Raw genomic sequence first — 22058 nt, forward strand, 5'->3', positions numbered from 1 at the left:
GACCGAATCGATAATCCGCTCACCAGGCAGCGAGAGATTTCCTCGCGTTCCGCGAGCGTCAATGTCTGCGGTGCGCGATGTCTTTGCGGTGGCTCGATGCCGCGGCCTCTGACAGGATCCGCTGTATCGAAGAGTGGCCCCGATCGAACAGTTTGGCAATTTGATGAATCGTTTCATCTTTGCGCCAGCGGTCCCACATGAGTGCTTTCTGACTCTCAGAATAGTAGATCCTCGGCCTCTGCTTCATTTGCAACACCTCCACTGCTTGCGCAGATTCTAGTGTGTTGCATCGACCGGTTGAATCCGCAGCCGACAGCAGTCTTCGGAAGCTCGATATCGGCACGCACGTCAAAATACTTCGAACGAACACCAGTCGGGCACAAACCCCTCGAAGACAAAAAAGTCGTCGATGTATGTCAGCCCAAGCCGCTCCAATGACCTCGTACACTCGTCGGCCGCATCGCCCCCAAAGAACGGGCCAAGTGATATAAGGCTGTCGGATTCGTCAAAATATTTCCGAAAATTGAACTCGACCATAAGCGCGGATAGGTCGACATTCTTGGCCGCTAGCGCAGCCCGTCGGACAACGATCCCGAAATCTCTCGAAACTTTCATCGTTATTGACCAAAGGCAAGCGTGTGCTCAAGATTGTCTTCGATTCAGCCCTTATGGTCGAGTGTCCGAAACTGGCCGAACCCGGTCCGTGGCTGCACCGACAAAGCGCAACTGACTCAACCCGACCCCGAACCGTCAATCACTTCCCGCAAAACGGCCGTTCGAGGCCGCGTCGTCGCCCCACTTGGCCCAAGCTGAAAGGTAGCTTCTTGATTGCATCCCGAGAAACGGCACAACTTGCTCCCAGTGAGATAGCGCTCTAGAGGCTGTGAATAGTGCCTCAAGGAGCCCTGTGGCGACTAATGCCACGCGGTTCGTATCGTCGCTATTCATAGCTTCTTCGATAGCATCGCAAACTTGGGTCTTGTCCGCGGATGACAGTGAACTGAAGTCGCGTGCGAGAGTTCGGCCGAGACCGCCATGCAGCACTGTTGGCGAAACGTCATCGCCGTAATCTGCGATCACGCTCGCCGCGGCGGCCCTGAGCAGCTCTGACCGGGCCAACACACCGAGGCGAGATTTCCATTCTTCCATAGCAAGCGCTTCGTACCATCTTCCCTTGAATGGCCGATTGTCGCCAATCTCCGACTGTTGGTCCAACGTCAGTTCCTGGCCGAACCGAGTCAATTCCAGCGCACCTCGGATCGAAACAATCTCGATGACGGTTCCAAAGCTGATTCCGAACATTCGCCGGGCGCCGCCACAAGCATCCCCTTCGACCAACACCAGACATCCCGCGACGGCACGGCGTCACCTTCCCGCTCTCGGGAGGATTATGATGACGCGTTCGGCAGCCACGGGGTCGCCTGCCGGCGCTTCCCCGATGCCCATCCCGTAACGCGACGCGGCAATCCTCTACGCCGCGACTGGGGCGAACCATGGATCAACGCGAAGACTTCATCGTGCGCACCATGTCGGCCGACGAGGTCGCCATGGCGGTCGAATGGGCGGCGGCAGAAGGCTGGAACCCCGGCCTACACGATCCATCGTGTTTCAGGGAAGCGGATCCGGCCGGTTTTTTCGTCGGCCTCTGGCGCGGCGAGCCGGTCGCGTGCCTTTCCGCCGTCGCCTACGACGAACGCTTCGGCTTCATCGGTCTCTACATCGTCAAACCCGGGTTTCGGGGCAAAGGCTTCGGCATGCGAATCTGGCAGCACGGCATGCACTACCTTGGAGACCGTAACATCGGGCTCGACGGGGTCGTTGCCCAGCAGACGAACTACCGGAAGTCCGGGTTCCGGCTCGCGTACCGCAACATCCGCTACCAGGGGCGCGTGGACGGCATCGGGTGCGCGCATGTGGCGGCAGCGGCCGACGTGCCGTTCGAGCCATTGCTCGCCTACGATCGCCAGTGTTTTCCCGCGGCGCGCGAGCGTTTCGTTTCCGCGTGGATCGCGCAGCCGGATGCGATTGCGCTCGCGACAGTCGACGCTGGCCGTATTGCCGGTTACGGTGTCGTGCGGCGTTGCAAGACCGGCTGCAAGATCGGCCCGCTCTTCGCCGATGACGCCGGCGTCGCCACCGGGATATTTCGTGCGCTGGCGGCGCGCATGCCTGGCGAGGTCATGGTGCTCGACGTACCGGAAACGAACCCCGCGGCCGTCGCGCTGGCGGAACGGCACGGCATGACGAGCGTCTTCGAAACCGCCCGGATGTACACGAAAGACGCGCCGGCGATCGCAATCGATCGCGTCTTCGGGGTGACGTCGTTCGAGCTGGGGTGATCGTCACGAGCAAGGCGACTGAACGCGCATCGAGCGGGATCGCGGTGCCGTTTTCGCCGTTGTAAACTGCGGCAAACAACCACGAAAATTCACGACATGTCATTGCATACCTACCTGCTGTTTCTGCCGGCCTGCTTTGCGCTCAATATGGCCTTCGGACCGAACAACGTCCTTTCGCTGTCCAACGGCGCACGCAACGGTGTGCTGCATTCGGTGACCGCATCGTTCGGGCGTCTCGCGGCGTTTGCCATCATGATCGCGATTACCGGGTTCGGCCTCGGCGCATTGTTGCTCGCTTCCGAAACCTTGTTTTCGGTATTGAAGTTCGGCGGTGCAGCCTACCTCGTCTGGCTAGGTATCAAGTTGCTGCGTTCGAAGCCTGCCGAACAGCCTGTCGTGGAGACGGAGCCGGCGGTGGCCCGGAAGGACCGGGCGGACTTGCTGGTGAAGCACTGCAAACAGGAATTCTATGTGGCGGCCGGCAATCCGAAGGCCATTCTGATTTTTACGGCATTCTTTCCCCAGTTCGTCGACCGAACGCACTACGCCCTCAGCTTCACTGCCCTCGGCGCGACGTTCCTGATGCTGGAACTCGTGGCCATCGTGACCTACGCCGTGATCGGCGCACGGCTGCGCTCGCTGGCGACGAACCCCAAGGGCTTCACGTGGCTGAACCGGGCCAGTGGTTCGCTGATGATCGGGTTCGGCGTGTTGCTGGCAATGCTGCGTCGGCCTGCCGCGTAATCTCTCCCTCCGGGGATGGCCGCGTGCTGTCCTCGATGTCGGGACGCTCGATGACTTGATTCGACGCCATCCGGTCACGACGCGACACGCGCGACGACGTATCGACCTAAACGACAGCACGCACGCCCGCGACGACCTGAATCACGCCGAATACCGCGATGACCGCGGCCGACATGCGCGACAGCCCGTGCATGAACGCGAGCGACATCTTCGTGCGCAGCGCGGCGGTCGTACCGCTCAGGCACAGCCACCACGTCGCGGAACCGATGAACACGCCGGCGACCATCAACGCCACGGCCGGCCACATCGCCCCCTGCCGCGCCCCGGACAGCGGGCCGAGCGCCGCGAAGATCCCGACGAACGACAGGATCGTCATCGGGTTCGACAGCGTCAGGCCGAACGTCGTCACGAAATCGCGCAGCACGGTCGTGCGCGGCAGGTCGCGTTGCGCGGTCGACGCGGCCGGCGCCTGGCGCGCGATAGTCCACGCGAGCCACACGAGAAACGCGCCGCCGCCGATTTTCAGGCCGACGGTCAGCATCGGGAATGCCGTGACGATGCCCGCGATGCCGAGCGCACCGAGCAGGCCGTAGATCGCATCGGCGCACGCGGCGCCGACGCCCGTCGCGAATCCCGCCTGAAAACCGCGGCTCAGGCTGCGCTGGATGCACAGCATGCCGATCGGCCCGACCGGCACCGCGATCGACAGCCCCATCACGACGGATTTGATGAACAGCATCGCCTGCTCCTTGCGAGATGCAACGGGTGGAACAGGCATCGTAGGGAAAATCCCGTCGTCGCTGAATACGGTTTTTAAGGAAAAATGGTCACTCCGCCTTAAAAAATCCCGCCGCGATGGACGATCTGGACTGGAAGGTACTGACGCTGTTGCAGGCCAACGGCCGCATCAGCTACACGGTGCTGGCGCGCCAGGTGCACCTGTCGGTGCCGGCGGTGACGGAGCGCGTGAAGCGGCTTGAAGCGGCCGGGGTCGTCGAAGGCTATACGGCCCGGATCAATCCGGCCGCGGCCGGCTATCCGGTCAGCGCGCTGATCGGCATCACGGTGCCGCAACCGGCGAAAGCGAAATTCCTCCGGTTGCTGGAGAGCATTCCCGAAGTGGTCGAATGCCATCACGTGACGGGCGCGGACTCGTACATGATGCGGCTCGCCGCGATCAGCATGACGCATCTCGAACAACTGATCGAACGCATCAACCTGTACGGCGAAACACGCACGTCGATCGTGATGTCGACGCCGCTGCCCGCACGCGGGCTGGCGCGGCCGCCGTCGCAGCGCGACGTCGTTCGCGATTGACGCATCGAGCGGCCCGTCCGATCCGGTTCCCGCAGGGGATCATCCCGCCATTCTGGCCGGCGGTAACCGGAGGCCGAGGTTCGCTTGGCCGGATACCGCCGTGACGATCGGAATCGATCGCCTACTTGCCGGCCAAGCCGCCAAGCAGGCCGCCCACCAGCCCGGTAACGGGCGCGAGCGGATTGGAGAGACCACCCAACCCCGAGCCGCCGCCCGTGCCGGTCGCGGAACCGTCGTGGACGGTCGCCGGAATGCCGCCAACCACGCTCGTCACCAGGCCGGCGACCGGCACCGCGCCGTTCGCACCGCTCGGGTTCACGAGGCCGCCCACATTGGTCACGGTGTTGCCGACCGCGCGAACGAGTCCGCCGACGCCACCGACCAGCGGCTGGGGCGACGTGGACGTCACCTTCCATCCCGCCGACGTGATCGCGCCGCCGATCTGCCCGAGCAGGCCGGCGACCGGCTGCCCGAGGCCGGTTGCCGTGCCGACCTGCTGCGTGACCTGGCCGACGGTCGTGACGAGCGGCGTGATCGCCGTGCTGATCGCCTGCGTCGTCTGCTGGACCGGGCCCGACGAAAGCGCCGAGCCGAGCATGGTGCCGCCCGTCTTGATGCCGCCCGCCACCGTATCGAGCAGGCCGCCGACCGGGGTCGTGAGCGGCGCCAACGGCGACAGCGGGCCGGTGCCGAGCGCCTTCACCGTTTCGCCGAGGCCGGTGACCGGGTTGCTGACCGAGCCGACGATGGAGCCCAGCCCGGCGACCGTCGTGCCGACGGGGTTCGTCGTGAAGCCGATCTGGCCGATGCCGTTGCTCACGGCGTTCGACGTGTCGCGGATGATCGTGCCCGCGCCCGTGACCGTGTTGCCGAGGCCGGTGGTCACGCCCTTGCCCACGGGCGGGCTCACGCCGCTGATCGTGACGCCCGCGTCAATGACGGCCGCGCCGACGGAACTGATGATGCCGTTGGTGCCGGGGGTGCCGCTCGTACCGCTGGTTCCACTCGTGCCGCTGGTTCCACTCGTGCCGCTGGTTCCACTCGTGCCGCTGGTTCCGCTCGTGCCGCTGGTTCCACTCGTGCCGCTGGTTCCACTCGTACCGCTGGTTCCACTCGTACCGCTGGTTCCGCTCGTACCGCTGGTTCCACTCGTACCGCTGGTTCCACTCGTACCGCTGGTTCCGCTCGTACCGCTGGTTCCGCTCGTACCGCTGGTTCCGCTCGTACCACTGGTCCCGCTTGTGCCGCTTGTGCCGCTTGTGCCGCTGGTCCCGCTCGTACTTGTCGTTCCAACGTTGTTACCGCCCGGCGTCGGAGATGTGACATCGCTGCCGCCGCACGCAGCCAATGCACACGCCGCAGCAATGGCGGCGACTGCAGCATTCGCCTTGATGAAATGATTTTGCATGGAAGCCCCCGTTCGCTTTTCAGCTCGATCATCCCGACAAGCATCTATCGTGCCATTGCGATCGGCATCATCGACGGCTTCACACATATGCCGGACTACCGTATTCCAACGAACATCCGGGCGGCGACGCATGACATCCGAACTCGCCTCCACTCCTGCGATCAAGCCCTGCGTCCAGGGTAACAAGTGCGTAACGCGGGCCCTGCGTTACGTAGCATCGTGTGACGAAAGACGCAGTCCCGCCCCTATCGCCATCGTTTCGTGCGATGCACGGGGAAATCGAAACCGCCACGACGGCCCGAGTTGACGCTTGAAATCCGTGTGTCAAGAACGCACGCAAGGCGTTTCGACACGCCCGCACGGGGCCGCGCCGGCTCACTCGCTCCCACACGACTCTCAAACGAACAGCGATGCGACGATCGCACACCACACCGCACTCGCGCCGCACAGAAACACGCGCCGCGCGACGAACATCCGCGCCTCGTCGTCAGGCGCTTTCATCGGCGATGTCGCGAGAAACGGCACGCTGGCAAGGCACGCGAAGCCGGCCAGCGCGGGCAGGATCACGACGTAGTCGCCGAACCGCCACGGCAGCGGCTCGTGCAAACCCCAGTAGCCGAGAAACAGCATGCCCATCGAAAACATCGTCGCGGCGGCCGAACTGAGCGCGACCACCGATCCCGTCGGAAATTGCATGGGAGCCTCCCCTCGCGCGGCGTGCGCGACGCCGGATCATTATCCGGGCATGGAAGGAATCAGCACAACGACCGCCGATGGCGGCGGATGGAAACGAGGCCCGTAGCGGCGTCTGCGCCGACGATGCATCGACGATCGAAAGAATCCCGAGCCTGTTGGCCGGTTGCTCCCGCGGCACGGGGATCCGGGTGCAACACGGACGATTGCGGCGGCGCCGCACGGCCGATCGTTGTCACGGATCGACAGCGATCGCTTTCGTGCGAAAGAAGCGCCCGCCTTCAACCCGGCTTCTTCGCGGCCTGCAAGACGGAAATCCAGCCCACCACCGCCGCCGCGACCCAGCAGCAGGCGATCATCAGGTCGAGATCCATCCAGCCTTCGAAGTTCGCGCTGTTTTCAAAACTGCAGCGCTGATGGCCCCTGACCCACACACAGCCACCGATGAACTGCTGGATGTGCATGTAGACGCTGTAGACGGCAAAAGCCGACGCAATGACTGTGAGCCGCAAACGGATGTTCTTTTTCATGTCATGCGGATGCCGGTGGGAAAGCCTGTGACGATCTTACGGCAACGGCAACCTGCCCGGCAATCCGTCGCATCCTGGGGCACCCGGATGCCCGCCGCTCACCCGTCGATCCGCCGGATCGTCCTCAGGCAGTCCGCCGCCAGTTGCTGATAGATCCGCGTGCCGTTCGCCTTCGCGTCGATCTCCGCATCACTCAGCCGCCGCACGACGCGCCCCGGCATGCCCGCGAGCAACACGCCGCCTGGCACGTCGTAACCGGCCTTGACGAACGCGCACGCGGCGACGATCGTCGTGGCACCGATCGTCGCGCCGTCCATCACGACCGCATTCATCCCGATCATCGTGTCGGGCGCGAGCGTCGCACCATGCACGATCGCACCGTGGCCGATGTGACTGTTGACGCCGAGCCGGCAGGTCTCGCCGATCCCGACGTGCAGCACGCAGCCGTCCTGCACGTTGCTGCCGTCTTCGACGACGATCGCGCCGAAGTCGCCGCGCAGGCTCGCATGCGGGCCGATGTAGCAGCGCGCGCCGATCGTCACGTCGCCGATCACGACCGCGCTCGGATCGACATACGCGGTCGGATCGACGCGCGGGCGCATCCCGTTGAACTCGAACAGCGGCATCGGTCAGAGCGCCGCGGCCGCTTCCGGCACGAGCGTGAACAGGTCGCCGACCACACCGTAGTCGGCCACGTTGAAGATCGGCGCTTCCGGGTCCTTGTTGATGGCGACGATCACCTTCGAATCCTTCATGCCGGCCAGGTGCTGGATCGCACCCGAGATGCCGACCGCGATGTACAGCTGCGGTGCGACGATCTTGCCGGTCTGGCCGACCTGGTAGTCGTTCGGCACGTAGCCGGCGTCGACCGCCGCGCGCGAGGCGCCCAGTGCCGCGTTCAGCTTGTCGGCCAGCGGCTCCAGCACCTTCGTGTAGTTCTCGCCGCTGCCGAGACCACGGCCGCCCGACACGACGATGCTTGCGCTCGTCAGTTCCGGACGATCCAGCTTCGTCACCTCACGGCTCACGAACTGCGACTTGCCTGCGTCGGCTGCCGCCTCGATCTTCTCGACCGTTGCGCTGCCGCCTTCCGCTGCCACCGGATCAAACCCCGTCGCGCGCACCGTGATCACCTTGACCGGATCGCCCGACTGCACCGTCGCGATCGCGTTGCCGGCGTAGATCGGGCGCTCGAACGTGTCGGCCGACAACACCGCCGTGATCTCGGAGATCTGTGCAACATCCAGCTTCGCGGCAATGCGCGGCGCAATGTTCTTGCCGTAGGCCGTGGCGGGCGCAACGATGTGCGAATAGCCGTTCGCCACGGTCATCACCGTCGCTTCGACGTTCTCGGCCAGCCCGCCAGCCAGTTGCGGCGCGTCGGCCAGGAGTACCTTCGACACACCGGCGACCTTCGCTGCCGCGTCGGCTGCGCCCTGCGCATTGTGGCCCGCGACCAGCACGTGAATGTCGCCGCCAATCTTCGCTGCCGCCGCCACCGTGTTCAGCGTCACGGCCTTGATCGACGCGTTGCCGTGTTCCGCAATCACCAGAATCGTCATTTCTTTCCGCTCCCTCTTACAGCACCTTGGCTTCGGTCTTCAGCTTCTCGACCAGCGTCTGCACGTCCGGCACCTTCACGCCTGCTGCGCGCTTCGGCGGCTCGTTCACCTCGAGCACCTTCAGGCGCGGCGTCACATCCACGCCCAGGTCTTCCGGCTTCACGGTTTCCAGCGGCTTCTTCTTCGCCTTCATGATGTTCGGCAGCGTCACGTAACGCGGCTCGTTCAGGCGCAGGTCGGTGGTGACGACAGCAGGCAGTAGAAGCGACAGCGTTTCCGCGCCGCCGTCGACTTCGCGTGCGACCGTCGCACGGCCGTCGGCCACCGCCACCTTCGATGCGAACGTCGCCTGCGGCAACTCCGCCAGCGCCGCCAGCATCTGGCCCGTCTGGTTCGAATCGTCGTCGATCGCCTGCTTGCCGAGGATCACCAGTTGCGGCTGCTCCTTGTCGACCAGCGCCTTCAGCACCTTCGCGACGCCGAGCGGCTCCGCACGGTCATTCGATTCGACGAGGATCGCGCGATCCGCGCCGATCGCGAGCGCCGCGCGCAGCGTCTCCTGCGCCTGCGCGACGCCGACCGACACGGCGATCACTTCGGTCACGACGCCGGCCTCCTTCAACCGCACGGCCTCTTCCACCGCGATCTCGTCGAACGGGTTCATCGACATCTTCGCGTTCGCGATGTCGACGCCCGTCCGGTCGGATTTCACGCCGACCTTCACGTTCGCGTCGACCACGCGTTTTACTGCCACGAGCGCTTTCAACTGCCTGTCTCCTGTTCCGTTGCGTGCGCCGCGCCGCGTCAGCGCGCGGTAAACCCGCCGTCGATCACGAGCTCCGCGCCCGTCACGTAACGGCCCGCCGGCGACACGAGATACAGGATGCCGGCCGCGATGTCGCGCGGGCTGCCGATCTTCGCCATCGGCACGTTGGTCTGCATGTACTCGAAGGCACGATCGGGGTCCTGCCCCATCTGGCGAAACGCTTCCTCGAGCATCGGCGTGCGGATATAGCCGGGATGCACGGAGTTCGCACGGATGTTCTTCGCCGCGTACAGCATCGCGTCGACCTTCGCCATCATCCGCACCGCAGCCTTCGACGCGTGATACGCGGGCACGTCGGGGCCGCCGACGATCCCGTACATCGACGACAGGTTCACGATCGAGCCGCCGCCGGCCGCATCGATATGCGGAATCGCGGCACGTGTGCACAGGAACACGCCGTTGACGTTCACGTCCAGCACGCGCTGCCATTGCGCGAGCGTGAGCTCGTGCGTCGGCACGTTGTGGCCTTCGATGCCCGCGTTGTTCACGAGCACGTCGAGGCGCCCGAAGCGCGCGACGATCTCGCCGAACACGCGCGCCACCTCGGCCTCGTGCGTCACGTCGAGCGACCAGAATGCGGCCTGGCCGCCCTGCGCGCGGATGTCCTCGACCAGCGCTTGCGCCGGTTCCGACAGCACGTCGAGAATCGCGACGCTCGCGCCCGCGGCAGCCAGCGTGCGCGCGGTCTCCGCGCCGATGCCGCGCGCGCCGCCGGTGATCGCGGCCACCTTGCCGCGCAGGTCGAACAGGTCTTCAATGAGCTTCATGTCGTCTCCATGCAGGTGTTCAGACGGGCCGCCGTTAAAGCGGCCGGCCGTCAGGGGCATCCGGTGTTATCGCGTATTGCGCGTCGCAAGAAAATCGAGGCATTCCCGATTGAAATAGCCGGCGTGCTCCACCATCACCCAGTGGCCGCACCGATTCATCAGCACGAAGCGCGCATCGCGGCAGCGTTCGAGGAACTTCAGCGCGCCGCCGACCGGATTGAAGCGATCGTCCGTGCCCCAGAAACCGAGCACCGGCGCACGCAGGTCGCCGAGCGCGTCGGTCAGGTTCGGCACGCTCATCGTCGACAGCACTTCGGTCGGCTGCTCGACGCACACCGTCATTCGCTCCGCGACGAGCGCGTCGGTGACGATCGCCGGGTCGTGCACGAGCAGTGTCAGCAGTTCGCGCATCGTGTCGTCATTCATCTGGCGATGGGTGAACCGCTGCACCATCCGCTGGATGCCTTCCATCCGGAAGTAAGTGTCGCGATCCTCGACGCCGCCCGGCGCCATCATGATCAGCCCGTCGACTTCGTCCGGGTAGTCGAGCGCATACTTCACCGCGATCGCGCCGCCGAGCGAATTGCCGAGCAGCACGGCCGGACCGATCCCGAGCGCGTTCAGCTGCGCATGCAGCGCGCCGACGAAGAAATCGAGCGTATAGGCAACGTCCGACGGCTTCGACGACTGCCCGTAACCAGGCAGGTCGACGACGATCGCGCGATAGCCGGCCGCCGCGAAGGCGGGCACGTTGTGCTTGAAGTTGCTGAAACCGCTGGCGCCCGGGCCGCTGCCGTGGATGAACACCACCGGCCGGCCTTCGCCCGCCTCGTAGTGGTGCAGGCGCAGGCCGCCCGGCACGTCGGTGAAGATGCCGGCCGGCGGCGTCGTGGGGATCGTCATCGCGGGTTGTCTCCTTCGTCGTTCGATGGATGTCTGCCACGATGATTGCGCCACCGGCGCCGGCTGGCATCATCCTTTCAGACTACGAAGGCGCGCGCGCTTGTTCCTATCATCGGCCCACCGAAACGGAGGCGACGATGAACGGATTCGACTACAGCGGCAAGACGGTGCTCGTGACGGGCGGCACCAAAGGCATCGGGCGGCGCATCGCCGAGCGGTTCCTCGCGGCGGGGGCGCGCGTGTTCGTCTGCGGACGCAGCGCGCCCGACACACCGCCGTCGGCCGGCGGCCGCACGGCGGCATTCGTCGCGGCCGACCTGCGCGACCTCGAACAGGTCGACGCGATGCTCGCGACGATCCGCGATGCGGCGGGCGGCCTCGACGTGCTCGTCAACAATGCGGGCGGTTCGCCGTTCGCGCTCGCGGCCGATGCGTCGCCGCGCTTCACCGAATCGATCGTGCGGCTGAACCTGATCGCGCCGCTGCAGCTCGCGCAGCGCGTGAACGCGATCATGCAGCCGCAGCCCGACGGCGGCGTGATGCTGTTCATCGCGAGCGTCAGCGCGTCGCGGCCATCGCCCGGCACGGCCGCATACGGCGCCGCGAAAGCGGGCCTCGTCAACGCGGTCACGTCGCTCGCGGTCGAGTGGGCGCCGCGCGTGCGCGTGGGCGCGATCAGCCCGAGCCTCGTGCAGACGGAATCGGCCACCGAAGGCCACTACGGCGACGACGATGCGCTCGACGCCATCCGCGCGACGATTCCCGCCGGACGGCTCGCGACACCGGACGACGTCGCGTCCGCATGCCTGTTCCTCGCGTCGCCCGAAGCGTCGTACACGTCGGGCGCGAACCTGCGGCTCGACGGCGGCGGCGAGCGGCCCGCGTTCCTGTCGGCCGCGCAGGCGGCGGCGCGCTGATGCACGCATGACAAACGGTGCGGCGCTTTTCAGCAGCCTGCTAGGGAAGTCATCTAGTTCATTTTGACGATTCCCTGCTACCGCGATCTCCCTACTCTGCCTCTCACGACAACACATAGTCGACCGTCGTCGATACCCCCAAGAGGAGACACCATGCATCAACGGATTTCGCGCCGTACCGACAAGCGGGCAACCGCCACGCTGTCGACGCTGGCCGCCGCTTTGCTGGCGTGCACCACTCCCGGCGCACATGCAGGCAGCACGATCGAGCTGGGCGCCGGCACGACGCTGGACTACACGTTCACGCTCAGTTACGGCCTCGGCATGCGTACGCGTGCACCGAGCGGCAATCTCCTTACGCCGGCGAACATCAACGGCGACGACGGCGACCGCAACTTCGCGAAGAACAAGCTGATCGAGAACCAGGTCAGCCTGCTCGGCGAAGTGAACCTGAAGCACGACGACTGGGGCGTGTTCGTGCGCGCCGACACGTTCTACGACCAGGCGTATCGCCGCCCGAACTACAACGACGCGCCGGGCACCGTGAACCAGTCGGGCCAGTACAACAACTTCACGAGCGACGCGCGCTACTGGTCGGGCGGCCACACCACGCTGCTTGCCGCATATGCGTACAACACGTTCAGGATCGGCTCGACGAGCCTGAACGTGAAAGTCGGCGACCAGGTCGTCGCGTGGGGCGAAAGCCTGTTCTTCCCGAACATCGCGGGCGCACAGGGGCCGTCCGACGCGACCAAGTCGTACATGGCCGGCGCCGAAGTGAAGGACATCCTGTTGCCGGTGCCGCAGATCTCGACGCAGTGGCAGATCACGCCGAACTTCAGCCTGCTCGGCTACTACCAGTTCTCGTACCAGCAGAACCGCCTGACCGCACCCGGCACGTACTGGAGCTATTCCGACGTCACGGGCCCCGGTGCGCAGTTCATCATCGGCCCGGGCGGGATGATCATTCCGCGCGGCCCCGACGACAAGCCGAGCGCGCGCAACCAGTGGGGGATCGGCGCGCGCCTCCGCGTACTCGGCGACACCGAGCTCGGCCTGTACCACCTGCACTACAACGACATGAACCCGAGCGTCGTCACGACGTACTTCCCGACGCTCCAGTACCAGCAGACCTACTTCAGCAACATCAAGCTGACCGGCGCGAGCTTCTCGACACAGGTCGGCCCGGTGAACGTCGCGGGCGAAGTGTCGTACCGCCAGGGCGCGGCGGTGCTCGTCAACACGCCGATGGGCCCGCAGTCGACCCGCGCGAACGTGCTGCAGACCAACCTGTCCGGCATCTACTCGATCGGGCCGAGCTTCCTCGCGAATTCGCAGTCGCTGATCGGCGAACTCACGTACGTGCACGCCGGCGGCATCTCGGAACTCGACGGCTCGACCACGCTCGCGAATTCGCGCAATGCGCTCGCGATGGAGATCGCGTGGACGCTCAGCTACAAGAACGTGTTCAACGGCTGGGATCTCGACGTGCCGCTGACCTACACGCACGACCTGACGGGCACGTCGCCGCTCGCCGGTGCGCTCGGCTCGCTGACGGGCCAGGGCGACCACCGCGTGACGGCGGGCGTCACCTTCACGCGCCTGAGCAACCTGCAGCTGTCGCTCGTCTACGCGAAGTTCCTGGGATCGCCGAACCCGGTCACGCGCCCGCTCGCGGATCGCGACTACGTGCTGGCCACGGCGACCTACCACTTCTGAGCGGCCCGGCCGCTCGTCATTCAGCCATATGAGGATCGATATGAAACGCATTCATCTCCCCCTCCTGCGCGCGTCGGTGATGGCCGCGTGCGCGGTCGTCGCGACGGCGTCGTTCCCGAAGGTCACGCCGGACGACCTGAAGGCGCTCGACGGCCCGCTGACGCCGATGGGCGCGGTGCGCGCCGCGAGCAAGGACAGCGGCGTGCCGGAGTGGTCGGGCAAGTGGCTCGGCACGCCGCCGGACGTGCAGTACAAGCGCGGCAGCCGCTACCCCGATCCGTTCGCGAGCGACAAGCCGATCGCGACGATCACCGCGGAAAACATGGCGCAGTACGCCGAGCACCTGACCGACGGCCAGAAGGCGATGTTCAAGCGCTACCCGGCCACGTTCAAGATCAACGTCTACCCAAGCCATCGCGACTTCCGTTACGCGGATTCCGTGTACAAGGACATCCGCACGTACGCGCCGGATTCGACGATGACGTCCGACGCGAACGGCCTCACGAACGCGCCGCCCACGGTGCCGTACCCGATCCCGAAGACCGCTGCCGAGCTGCTGTGGAACCAGCGCTTCTCGTCGGCGATCGGCGCCGAGCAGGCGACCTACGACCAGGCGGTCGTGTACTCGGACGGCAACATCGCGTGGGGCAAGGTGCGCTACGACATCTACTCGCCGCGCAATTCCGGCAAGTTCGACGTGAAGAACGACCTGAACAACCGCACGTACTACCGCAACGCGACGGAGCTGCCGTTGTCCGATCGCGGCTCGCTGATCGTCGGCTTCACGAACTGGGACAAGGCCGGCGCGGACAACTCGTCGCGCACGTGGATGTACAACCCCGGCACACGCCGCGTGCGCCAGGCGCCCGAGTACGGCTACGACCAGCCGCAAGGCCCGGGCGGCTTCCGCACCGTCGACGACGACCGCCTGTACAACGGCCCCGGCGACCGCTATGACTGGAAGATCGTCGGCAAGCGCGAGATCTACGTGCCGTACGACAACTACAAGGCGATGGACAGCTCGGTGAAGTACGCCGACCTGCTGACCAAGGGCCACGAGAACCCGTCGGCCATCCGCTACGAACTGCATCGCGTGTGGGTGCTGCAGGCGACGCTGAAGAGCAACTACCGTCACCAGTATGCGAAGCGCGTGCTCTACATCGACGAGGATTCGTGGATGACGCTGCTCGCCGACAACTACGACGCACGCGGCCAGCTGTGGCGCACCAACGTCGCGACGACGCTGTACGCGTATGACGCGAAGGTGTTCTACCCGGGCGTCGTGTTCTACCACGACCTGATCTCCGGCGCGTACATGGCCGACCGCCTGACGAACGAAGGCCCGATGCCGAAGCTCGACAACAGCCCGCAGTTCAACGAGGCGTACTTCTCGCCGGACGCGATCCGCAGTTCGGGAAACTAATCAACCTGCTGGCGCGGCATGTACGCACCCCACGCGCCGGCGCCACGCTCCGGCGCCCGGCGCCGCCCGTGGCGGCTGCCTGTTCCATTCGAGATTCGAGGGCCCTTTCATGTCTTCCCGCCTGCATACGACGCTCGGCGACGAGCTGTACGCCGCGTGGCACGCGCGTGCGCCGGTCGCACCGCTGTCGAGCCGCCCGCGCCGCCTGTCGCTCGACGATGCCTACCGCATCCAGCAGCGCTTCATCGAACGCCGCGTCGAACACGGCGAGACCGTGGTCGGCAAGAAGATCGGCGTGACGAGCCAGGCCGTGCAGGACATGCTGAACGTGCGCCAGCCCGATTTCGGCATCCTGCTGTCCGGCATGCACTACGCGGCCGGTGAAGCGATCGTCGCCGATTCGCTGATCGCGCCGCGTGCCGAGGGCGAGATCGCGTTCATCCTCGCGCGCGACCTGCGCGGCCCCGGCATCGACCGCACCGACGTGATCGCCGCGACGGCCGCCGTCGCGCCCTGCTTCGAGATCGTCGATTCGCGCATCCGCGACTGGGCGATCCGCATCGAGGACACCGTCGCCGACAACGCGTCGTGCGGCGTGTACGTGCTCGGCGACGCGCACGTCGATCCGCGCACGCTCGATCTCGCGGCGTGCGAAATGACGATCGACAAAAACGGCGAGCGCGTCGCGCAAGGGCGCGGAGACGCCGCACTCGGCAACCCTGCCGACGCGGTCGCGTGGCTTGCGAACACGCTCGCCGCCTACGACGTGCCGCTGCTTGCCGGCGAGATCGTGCTGTCCGGCTCGCTCGCGAAACTGATTCCGGTCACGGCCGGCGACGCACTGTCGATGCAGATCTCGGGCATCGGCGGCTGCGACGTCCGCTTTATCTAAAGGAACCCTGATGAAGAAAATCCAATGCGCACTGATCGGGCCCGGCAACATCGGCACCGACCTGCTCTACAAGCTGCGCCGCTCGCCGGTGCTCGAACCCGTGTGGATGGTCGGCGTCGATCCTGCATCCGATGGTCTCGCACGGGCGCGCGAATTCGGCCTGAAGACCACCGACCAAGGCGTCGACGGGCTGATGCCGCACGTGGCCGCCGACGACATCCGCATCGCGTTCGACGCGACGTCGGCCTACGTGCACCGCGACAACTCCGACAAGCTCACCGCGCTCGGCGTGAAAATGATCGACCTGACGCCCGCCGCGATCGGCCCGTACTGCGTGCCGCCGGTCAACCTCGACGCGCATCTCGACAGCGCGCAGATGAACGTGAACATGGTGACCTGCGGCGGCCAGGCGACGATCCCGATGGTGTATGCGGTGTCGCGCGTGCAGCCGGTGGCATACGGCGAGATCGTCGCGACCGTGTCGTCGCGCTCGGTCGGCCCCGGCACGCGCAAGAACATCGACGAATTCACGCGCACGACGTCCGGCGCGATCGAACAGGTCGGCGGCGCGCGCCAGGGCAAGGCGATCATCGTGATCAACCCGGCCGAGCCGCCGCTGATCATGCGCGACACGATCCACTGCCTGACCGACGGGCCGCCCGACGTCGAGGCGATCACGGCATCCGTGCATGCGATGGTCAAGGAAGTACAGCGCTACGTGCCCGGCTACACGCTGAAGAACGGCCCCGTGTTCGACGGAAATCGCGTGTCGGTGTTCATGGAAGTCGAGGGGCTCGGCGATTACCTGCCGAAGTACGCGGGCAACCTCGACATCATGACCGCCGCCGCGGCCGCCACGGCCGAGCGTTTCGCCGAACAGATGCTGGCCGCGACGGCCGCCACCGCTTGAGTTGAGGAGCCACGCGATGTCACTTGCAGGCAAGAAGATCACCGTCCACGACATGTCGCTGCGCGACGGGATGCACCCGAAGCGCCACCAGATCACGCTCGACCAGATGCGCGACATCGCGCGCGGGCTCGACGCGGCCGGCGTGCCGCTGATCGAGGTCACGCACGGCGACGGGCTCGGCGGCGCATCGGTCAACTACGGGTTTCCCGCGCATACCGACGAGGCGTACCTGAGCGCCGTGATTCCGGAGCTGAAGCAGGCGAAGGTGTCGGCGCTGCTGCTGCCCGGCATCGGCACCGTCGAGCACCTGCGCATGGCGCACGCGCTCGGCGTCGGCACGATCCGCGTCGCGACGCACTGCACCGAGGCCGACGTGTCGGAGCAGCACATCGGCCTCGCGCGCACGCTCGGGCTCGATACGGTCGGATTCCTGATGATGGCGCACATGTCGTCGCCCGGGCAGCTCGTCGTGCAGGCGAAGCGGATGGAATCGTACGGCGCGAACTGCATCTACATCACCGACTCGGCCGGCCACATGCTGCCCGACGATGTGACCGCACGGATCGCCCAGGTGCGCGACGCGCTGAAGCCGGAGACGGAACTCGGTTTCCACGGCCACCACAACCTCGCGATGGGCGTCGCGAACTCGGTCGCGGCCGTCGCTGCCGGCGCGAACCGGATCGACGCGGCCGCGGCCGGCCTCGGCGCCGGCGCGGGCAACACGCCGATGGAAGTGTTCGTCGCGGTATGCGACCGGATGGGGATCGAGACGGGCGTCGACGTGTTCGCGATCTCGGATGTCGCCGAGGATCTCGTCGTGCCGATCATGGATGCGCCGATCCGCCTCGACCGCGACGCGCTGACGCTCGGTTATGCGGGCGTCTACTCGTCGTTCCTGCTGTTCGCGAAGCGCGCGGAAGCGAAGTACGGGATTCCCGCGCGCGACATCCTCGTCGAGCTGGGCCGGCAACGGCTCGTCGGCGGGCAGGAGGACATGATCGAGGACGCGGCGCTGACGATGGTGCGGGCGCGGTCGGTGGCGGCGTAATCGCATCCGGCCGTCTTCCATCCGGAAGCTGTGTGAACAGGGCGCTCGCCCCGTTTTCTTTTGACAGGGGTAGGCGCGCTGCGCGCCCGGCAGGCCGCGTGACGCGTCGCGGCCTCTTTCACCAGGACACCGCCCTCAAACGCCCCGACCTCGCGCAGCCATATCCGTCAACGATGCTTCCCGCCATGCCGGCGCCGCCGATGTTCCGCACGCGCCTGCAGCAGCGACGGCATCAGCTCCTCGATGTATTGCCGCGCCTGCCCGCGCGTCACGATCTCGCTGAAGCGCTGATGGGCCTTGTCATGGCCGACCAGCGCCGCATGCGCTTTCTTCAGGATGTGCAGGAACGCGATCAGGCTCGTGCCGTCGCGCACGGGCAGCGCATCGCGCGGGTCGGGGGCCGGTGTGGTACTCATGATCCGATCCTTTGCGGGCAGTCGGTGCGGCAGGTCGTGGTGACGAGCGCCAGCAGGTCGTTCGCGAGACGGTCGCGGTCCGTCAGCGGCGCGAGGCCGAACAGCCGCTCGAGCGTCGCGGCGACCGACGCATGGTCGTACGGCGTATGGTCGACCTGCCCGGCCGCGACCCACGGCGAAATCACGATCGCCGGCACCCGCACGCCGTATACGTCGAACCCGAAGCCGCTCGCGTTCAACGTCGCCGCCGCGCCATCGTTCGGCGGCGGCGCGGCGCCCGGCCTGACCGAATCGTAGAAGCCGCCATGCTCGTCGTAGCAGATCACGAGCAGGCTGCTGTTCCACACCGGCGAATTGCGGATCGCGTCGTACACGCGCGCGGCGAGCTGGTCGCCACCGGCCAGGCCATCCATCGGGTGCTGCGAACTGCCGTTCTGGTAGGTACCGTGCACGATGTCGCCGTAGCCGGGCTCGATGAACGTATAGCGCGCCGTATAGCCGGCCGCGAGATCGGCCTCGAAATGCGCGAGGTCGTCGATGTCGAAGAAGCTGATGCCCTTCAGCGACGCGACCTGCGGCACGTGGCCGAGCGGGTCGCCCGTCTGGTCCTGGTAGATGCGCCAGTTGTCGTCGCCGAGCGCGGCGAAGATCGAACCCTTCGGATAGGGAAAGCCGCCGAACACGTCCCACCCGGCCATTTCTTCCTTGGTCGGCGAATGGTCGAGCCCGGCCGACGACGCCCCGTGCAGGAAGAACCGGTTCGGCCAGGTCGGCCCCGGCATCGACGCGTGCCACGCGTCGCACAGCACGAATGCGTTCGCCAGCGCGTACAGCAACGGCGCCTGCGTCGCGATATTGACGCCCTGCATGATCTTGCCCGCATCGGCCGGCTGCGGCGGCGTGCCTTCGGAATGCGACGTCGCGTAGTTCGACACGAACCCGGTATTGCCGACCGGCGGATACGGCTGCCCTTTCACGAACGGCACGCCCGCGCCGCAAAGCTGCTCGAGCACGTCGGTGAATTCGTGGCACGGATCGGTCGGCATCCGGTCGGGCGCGCCGCCGCCGAACGGGTAGACCGCGTCGCCATACGCATTGCTGTTACCCGGTGACGCGGCAACGATGTCGGGATAGCCCGACAGCGCGAACAGGTGATCGAAGGAGCGGTTCTCGAGCATCAGCACGAACACGTGCCGGATGCGGTCCTGAACCGACGGGGATGCGGGGGCTGCGTCTGCACTCATGGCGCCTCCTGGCGTCGCGCGACGAAAGTCCTGCTGGCACGGTCGTTGGCCCGCTGAAAGCCGCTGAAGGTATTGAAAGCCAAGGCGCGGGCCACGAATTGCCGACGAGTGTACGACCGCGCCGCCCCACACGTAAAGCCGTACGCGAACCGCGCTGCGGCGCGCGCGTTCCGCTGTCGGACGACGCGGTTTTTCCGCGTAACGCACATCGGGTCGACGATCGCGGCGCGGGTGTCGCACGACAACCGCCGGGTCCGCCGGATCAATTTCGCAGCGCATCGACGTTTCGGGCGGGATGGTGCGCCGAACGTTGACTTTCGCCGGTCGGCCCGATACGATCGACGCACTTTCAAGACGCCCTCCCGGTCCGCCCGGAGGGCGTTTCGTTTTGGTTCACCCACCAAACGGAAATCACTTGAAATGAACCCTGTCGCCCCCCTCGCCTCCCGCCCGAACGCCGACCACGACGGCCTCGGCTACCAGCAGCACGGCACCGGCCCCGAACGTGTGTTGGTCATGCACGACTGGCTCGGCGACCGGACCAACTACGCGGCGCTATTGCCGTATCTCGACGAAACCGCCTTCACCTACGTCTTCGTCGACCTGCGCGGCTACGGCGCATCCATCCACCTGAACGGCGCCTGCACCGTCGACGAGATCGCGGCCGATTGTCTCGCGCTCGCGGACCGGCTCGGTTGGCCGCGCTTTCACATCATCGGCCATTCGATGACCGGCATGGCAACGCAACGGATCGCCGCCGACGCGCCGTCGCGCATCAAGAGCGCGATCGCCGTGTGCCCGGTGTCGGCGGCCGGCAATCGCCTGAACGACGACGCGCGCGCCTTCTTCGCGAGCACGACTGTCAACGACGATGCGTTTTGCCGGCTCATGCGTTTCGTGACGGGGGGATTGTCGGCGCGCTGGGCCGACTTGAAGCTGCGGCAGAACCGCGAGCGCGTGGCGCCGGCTTGCCGGCTCGCGTATCTCGACATGCTGACGGGAACGGATTTCGTCGACGACATCCGCGGGCTGGACACGCGCTTTCTGGTGATCGTCGGCGACAAGGATCCGGGGCTCGACGAAGCGGCGATGCGCGCGACGTTCCTGGCCTGGCACCCGAACGCGCGGCTCGTGACGATGCCGAATTGCGGGCATTACCCGATGCAGGAATGCCCGCCCTACTTCGCGACGGTCATCGAGGATTTCCTGCGGGACGCGGCCGCTTGAGCGTTGCGCACGCGCGGCGGCCGGTAACGGCGGTAGGCTGCCCCGGCATGACGATGCCGGGGTGGCCGGTGAACGGCACGCGATGTGTCGCCCACCTGGTTCGTCAAGCCTCGTCGGCCGGACGGGATTCGATCGACGAAGCGGTGCTGCGGGCCCGCGCCGATCGTTGCCGCTTAACGGCGCGGCTGGCCGGCGCGCTGCGGACGCGTCGAATTCGCGTCCTTGTGCCGGAAGTTGATGCGGCCCTTGGTCAGGTCGTACATCGACAGTTCCAGCGTCACGCGATCGCCCGCGAGAATGCGGATGTGGTTCTTGCGCATGCGGCCCGACGCGTACGCGCCGACCACGACGCCGTTTTCCAGCGTGACACGGTATTTGCTGTCGGGCAGCACTTCGTCGACGATTCCGTCCAGTTCCAGCAGTTCTTCTTTTGCCAAACCAATTCCTCCAGACAAGGTGATTGACCGCAGCCGCGGCGATCTGCCCGGCGCCGTACCCGCAATGGGACAGCGGCCGGCAGGCTGCCGGGGATCGGTTCGTTCAGACGGGCCCAGGGCCTGTCTTGCGATCGGAGCCCGGCGCGTTGCGGCGTTCGGGCGGTCAGTGGCGGCGGCGCATGGAGCGCCGCGCAAGTCGGGACCGCGCCGGCTACTACGGCATGGCGGCGGTCTGCTCGGGTTGATGCGTTGAAGCGGTGATGCGCTCGCGAAGCGGCGGGCGCTTCACGAAGGCGTTGCGTCGCACGCGGATCACGCATGCGTTGAGGGAGGCGTCACGACCGATGCATCGTGGATGTCGCGATGCATCGGTCGTGCGCATCGGAAGCGCGCCGGCTGCCGCCGAAGCGGCGCCCTGCGCGCGAATCCGTCCGGCGGCGGCCACCGCTTGGCGGCCGCTGCCGATGCGGCTTACTGCGGCGTGATGTTCGACGCTTGCAGACCCTTCGGGCCGCGCTTCACTTCGAAGCTGACCTTCTGGCCTTCGGCCAGGGTCTTGAAGCCCGTGCCGCGAATTTCAGAGAAATGGGCGAACAGATCGTCGCCGCCGTTGTCCGGGGAAATGAAACCAAAGCCCTTGGTTTCGTTGAACCACTTGACGGTACCGGTATCCACAAATACTTCCTTAATACAAATGACGAATAATTGAACATGCGCCCGCAACGGGCACAGAAAG

24 protein-coding genes and 1 pseudogene are annotated in these 22058 nt (G+C 66.1%); 10 read left to right on the forward strand and 15 right to left on the reverse strand.

Translation table 11 applies throughout. The features are described from left to right. Window positions 1-247: pseudogene (locus HWX39_RS36120) on the reverse strand (IS30 family transposase); the annotation flags it as partial. A 503-nt stretch (window positions 248-750) separates the two neighbouring features. Beyond that, the gene (locus tag HWX39_RS06095; protein WP_175966138.1) at window positions 751-1302 is read right to left on the reverse strand and encodes a hypothetical protein; all 552 of its coding nucleotides are present in this window, start codon (window positions 1300-1302) and stop codon (window positions 751-753) included. Window positions 1303-1493: 191 nt separating this feature from the next. On the opposite strand from HWX39_RS06095, the gene HWX39_RS06100 reads away from it, so the two are divergent. Both HWX39_RS06100 and HWX39_RS06105 read left to right on the forward strand, forming a co-directional pair. Further along, window positions 1494-2339: a GNAT family N-acetyltransferase gene (locus HWX39_RS06100; protein WP_175966141.1), complete on the forward strand. Its 846-nt coding sequence runs from the start codon at window positions 1494-1496 to the stop codon at window positions 2337-2339. A 96-nt stretch (window positions 2340-2435) separates the two neighbouring features. After that, window positions 2436-3083, forward strand: coding sequence for a LysE family translocator (locus HWX39_RS06105; protein WP_175966143.1), 648 nt, complete (start codon window positions 2436-2438; stop codon window positions 3081-3083). Window positions 3084-3189: 106 nt separating this feature from the next. On the opposite strand, the gene HWX39_RS06110 is transcribed toward HWX39_RS06105, so the two are convergent. Beyond that, the gene (locus HWX39_RS06110) at window positions 3190-3822 is read right to left on the reverse strand and encodes a LysE family transporter (protein WP_175966145.1); all 633 of its coding nucleotides are present in this window, start codon (window positions 3820-3822) and stop codon (window positions 3190-3192) included. Between the two features lie 116 nt (window positions 3823-3938). On the opposite strand from HWX39_RS06110, the gene HWX39_RS06115 reads away from it, so the two are divergent. Continuing rightward, window positions 3939-4400: an Lrp/AsnC family transcriptional regulator gene (locus tag HWX39_RS06115; protein WP_175966147.1), complete on the forward strand. Its 462-nt coding sequence runs from the start codon at window positions 3939-3941 to the stop codon at window positions 4398-4400. 121 nt (window positions 4401-4521) lie between these two features. On the opposite strand, the gene HWX39_RS06120 is transcribed toward HWX39_RS06115, so the two are convergent. From HWX39_RS06120 to HWX39_RS06155, 8 genes are all read right to left on the reverse strand, one after another. Continuing rightward, the gene (locus HWX39_RS06120) at window positions 4522-5808 is read right to left on the reverse strand and encodes a collagen-like triple helix repeat-containing protein (RefSeq protein WP_175966149.1); all 1287 of its coding nucleotides are present in this window, start codon (window positions 5806-5808) and stop codon (window positions 4522-4524) included. Between the two features lie 396 nt (window positions 5809-6204). Continuing rightward, entirely contained in the window at window positions 6205-6504 is a 300-nt protein-coding gene (locus HWX39_RS06125; protein WP_175966152.1) for a hypothetical protein, read from the reverse strand. Between the two features lie 278 nt (window positions 6505-6782). After that, window positions 6783-7031, reverse strand: coding sequence for a hypothetical protein (locus tag HWX39_RS06130; RefSeq protein WP_175966154.1), 249 nt, complete (start codon window positions 7029-7031; stop codon window positions 6783-6785). Between the two features lie 98 nt (window positions 7032-7129). Continuing rightward, window positions 7130-7657, reverse strand: a complete 528-nt coding sequence (locus HWX39_RS06135; RefSeq protein WP_175966156.1) for a transferase hexapeptide repeat family protein — start codon at window positions 7655-7657, stop codon at window positions 7130-7132. A gap of 3 nt (window positions 7658-7660) precedes the next feature. Next, entirely contained in the window at window positions 7661-8593 is a 933-nt protein-coding gene (locus HWX39_RS06140; RefSeq protein WP_175966158.1) for an FAD-binding protein, read from the reverse strand. Between the two features lie 16 nt (window positions 8594-8609). Continuing rightward, window positions 8610-9359 (reverse strand): electron transfer flavoprotein subunit beta/FixA family protein, encoded by a 750-nt coding sequence (locus HWX39_RS06145; RefSeq protein ID WP_175966160.1) that lies wholly within the window; start codon window positions 9357-9359, stop codon window positions 8610-8612. A 38-nt stretch (window positions 9360-9397) separates the two neighbouring features. Next, on the reverse strand, window positions 9398-10186 hold the full coding sequence (locus tag HWX39_RS06150) for an SDR family NAD(P)-dependent oxidoreductase (protein WP_175966162.1): 789 nt from the start codon (window positions 10184-10186) through the stop codon (window positions 9398-9400). Window positions 10187-10252: 66 nt separating this feature from the next. After that, a complete protein-coding gene (locus HWX39_RS06155; RefSeq protein ID WP_175966164.1) occupies window positions 10253-11089 on the reverse strand; it encodes an alpha/beta hydrolase in 837 nt (278 codons plus the stop codon). A gap of 137 nt (window positions 11090-11226) precedes the next feature. On the opposite strand from HWX39_RS06155, the gene HWX39_RS06160 reads away from it, so the two are divergent. From HWX39_RS06160 to dmpG, 6 genes are all read left to right on the forward strand, one after another. Next, window positions 11227-12006, forward strand: coding sequence for an SDR family oxidoreductase (locus HWX39_RS06160; protein WP_175966166.1), 780 nt, complete (start codon window positions 11227-11229; stop codon window positions 12004-12006). A gap of 153 nt (window positions 12007-12159) precedes the next feature. Beyond that, window positions 12160-13725: a DUF1302 family protein gene (locus HWX39_RS06165; RefSeq protein ID WP_175966168.1), complete on the forward strand. Its 1566-nt coding sequence runs from the start codon at window positions 12160-12162 to the stop codon at window positions 13723-13725. Between the two features lie 40 nt (window positions 13726-13765). Then, a complete protein-coding gene (locus HWX39_RS06170; RefSeq protein WP_175966170.1) occupies window positions 13766-15148 on the forward strand; it encodes a DUF1329 domain-containing protein in 1383 nt (460 codons plus the stop codon). A gap of 109 nt (window positions 15149-15257) precedes the next feature. Next, complete coding sequence (dmpE, locus tag HWX39_RS06175) at window positions 15258-16040, forward strand: 2-oxopent-4-enoate hydratase (RefSeq protein WP_175966173.1); 783 nt, start codon at window positions 15258-15260, stop codon at window positions 16038-16040. A gap of 10 nt (window positions 16041-16050) precedes the next feature. After that, window positions 16051-16950 (forward strand): acetaldehyde dehydrogenase (acetylating), encoded by a 900-nt coding sequence (locus HWX39_RS06180; RefSeq protein ID WP_175966175.1) that lies wholly within the window; start codon window positions 16051-16053, stop codon window positions 16948-16950. 16 nt (window positions 16951-16966) lie between these two features. Further along, window positions 16967-17998: a 4-hydroxy-2-oxovalerate aldolase gene (gene dmpG / locus HWX39_RS06185; RefSeq protein ID WP_175966177.1), complete on the forward strand. Its 1032-nt coding sequence runs from the start codon at window positions 16967-16969 to the stop codon at window positions 17996-17998. A 167-nt stretch (window positions 17999-18165) separates the two neighbouring features. Here dmpG and HWX39_RS06190 read toward each other — a convergent pair whose 3' ends face one another. Together HWX39_RS06190 and HWX39_RS06195 are read right to left on the reverse strand one after the other, a co-directional pair. Further along, window positions 18166-18414, reverse strand: coding sequence for a hypothetical protein (locus tag HWX39_RS06190; RefSeq protein ID WP_175966179.1), 249 nt, complete (start codon window positions 18412-18414; stop codon window positions 18166-18168). Then, window positions 18411-19658, reverse strand: coding sequence for an alkaline phosphatase family protein (locus HWX39_RS06195; protein ID WP_175966181.1), 1248 nt, complete (start codon window positions 19656-19658; stop codon window positions 18411-18413). The genes HWX39_RS06190 and HWX39_RS06195 overlap by 4 nt, the downstream gene beginning before the upstream one ends. 72 nt (window positions 19659-19730) lie before the next feature. Here HWX39_RS06195 and HWX39_RS06200 point away from each other — a divergent pair, with 72 nt between their 5' ends. Continuing rightward, complete coding sequence (locus tag HWX39_RS06200; protein ID WP_244134929.1) at window positions 19731-20885, forward strand: alpha/beta hydrolase; 1155 nt, start codon at window positions 19731-19733, stop codon at window positions 20883-20885. A 173-nt stretch (window positions 20886-21058) separates the two neighbouring features. Here HWX39_RS06200 and infA read toward each other — a convergent pair whose 3' ends face one another. Together infA and HWX39_RS36770 are read right to left on the reverse strand one after the other, a co-directional pair. Continuing rightward, window positions 21059-21322: a translation initiation factor IF-1 gene (infA, locus tag HWX39_RS06205; protein ID WP_175966183.1), complete on the reverse strand. Its 264-nt coding sequence runs from the start codon at window positions 21320-21322 to the stop codon at window positions 21059-21061. Window positions 21323-21793: 471 nt separating this feature from the next. Further along, window positions 21794-21997 carry a cold-shock protein gene (locus tag HWX39_RS36770; RefSeq protein WP_006483056.1) on the reverse strand — a complete coding sequence of 68 codons (204 nt, stop codon included), beginning with the start codon at window positions 21995-21997 and terminating at the stop codon, window positions 21794-21796. Window positions 21998-22058: the final 61 nt, after the last annotated feature.

Source organism: Burkholderia sp. BCC0322, from assembly GCF_902833045.1.
Classification (GTDB): Bacteria; Pseudomonadota; Gammaproteobacteria; order Burkholderiales; family Burkholderiaceae; genus Burkholderia.

What these genes read in the sequence shown, in the direction of transcription:
- HWX39_RS06095 (WP_175966138.1), bottom strand. Translation starts at nt 1,302, where the DNA reads ATGTTCGGAATCAGCTTTGGAACCGTCATCGAGATTGTTTCGATCCGA.
- HWX39_RS06100 (WP_175966141.1), top strand. Translation starts at nt 1,494, where the DNA reads ATGGATCAACGCGAAGACTTCATCGTGCGCACCATGTCGGCCGACGAG.
- HWX39_RS06105 (WP_175966143.1), top strand. Translation starts at nt 2,436, where the DNA reads ATGTCATTGCATACCTACCTGCTGTTTCTGCCGGCCTGCTTTGCGCTC.
- HWX39_RS06110 (WP_175966145.1), bottom strand. Translation starts at nt 3,822, where the DNA reads ATGCTGTTCATCAAATCCGTCGTGATGGGGCTGTCGATCGCGGTGCCG.
- HWX39_RS06115 (WP_175966147.1), top strand. Translation starts at nt 3,939, where the DNA reads ATGGACGATCTGGACTGGAAGGTACTGACGCTGTTGCAGGCCAACGGC.
- HWX39_RS06120 (WP_175966149.1), bottom strand. Translation starts at nt 5,808, where the DNA reads ATGCAAAATCATTTCATCAAGGCGAATGCTGCAGTCGCCGCCATTGCT.
- HWX39_RS06125 (WP_175966152.1), bottom strand. Translation starts at nt 6,504, where the DNA reads ATGCAATTTCCGACGGGATCGGTGGTCGCGCTCAGTTCGGCCGCCGCG.
- HWX39_RS06130 (WP_175966154.1), bottom strand. Translation starts at nt 7,031, where the DNA reads ATGAAAAAGAACATCCGTTTGCGGCTCACAGTCATTGCGTCGGCTTTT.
- HWX39_RS06135 (WP_175966156.1), bottom strand. Translation starts at nt 7,657, where the DNA reads ATGCCGCTGTTCGAGTTCAACGGGATGCGCCCGCGCGTCGATCCGACC.
- HWX39_RS06140 (WP_175966158.1), bottom strand. Translation starts at nt 8,593, where the DNA reads ATGACGATTCTGGTGATTGCGGAACACGGCAACGCGTCGATCAAGGCC.
- HWX39_RS06150 (WP_175966162.1), bottom strand. Translation starts at nt 10,186, where the DNA reads ATGAAGCTCATTGAAGACCTGTTCGACCTGCGCGGCAAGGTGGCCGCG.
- HWX39_RS06155 (WP_175966164.1), bottom strand. Translation starts at nt 11,089, where the DNA reads ATGACGATCCCCACGACGCCGCCGGCCGGCATCTTCACCGACGTGCCG.
- HWX39_RS06160 (WP_175966166.1), top strand. Translation starts at nt 11,227, where the DNA reads ATGAACGGATTCGACTACAGCGGCAAGACGGTGCTCGTGACGGGCGGC.
- HWX39_RS06165 (WP_175966168.1), top strand. Translation starts at nt 12,160, where the DNA reads ATGCATCAACGGATTTCGCGCCGTACCGACAAGCGGGCAACCGCCACG.
- HWX39_RS06170 (WP_175966170.1), top strand. Translation starts at nt 13,766, where the DNA reads ATGAAACGCATTCATCTCCCCCTCCTGCGCGCGTCGGTGATGGCCGCG.
- dmpE (WP_175966173.1), top strand. Translation starts at nt 15,258, where the DNA reads ATGTCTTCCCGCCTGCATACGACGCTCGGCGACGAGCTGTACGCCGCG.
- HWX39_RS06180 (WP_175966175.1), top strand. Translation starts at nt 16,051, where the DNA reads ATGAAGAAAATCCAATGCGCACTGATCGGGCCCGGCAACATCGGCACC.
- dmpG (WP_175966177.1), top strand. Translation starts at nt 16,967, where the DNA reads ATGTCACTTGCAGGCAAGAAGATCACCGTCCACGACATGTCGCTGCGC.
- HWX39_RS06190 (WP_175966179.1), bottom strand. Translation starts at nt 18,414, where the DNA reads ATGAGTACCACACCGGCCCCCGACCCGCGCGATGCGCTGCCCGTGCGC.
- HWX39_RS06195 (WP_175966181.1), bottom strand. Translation starts at nt 19,658, where the DNA reads ATGAGTGCAGACGCAGCCCCCGCATCCCCGTCGGTTCAGGACCGCATC.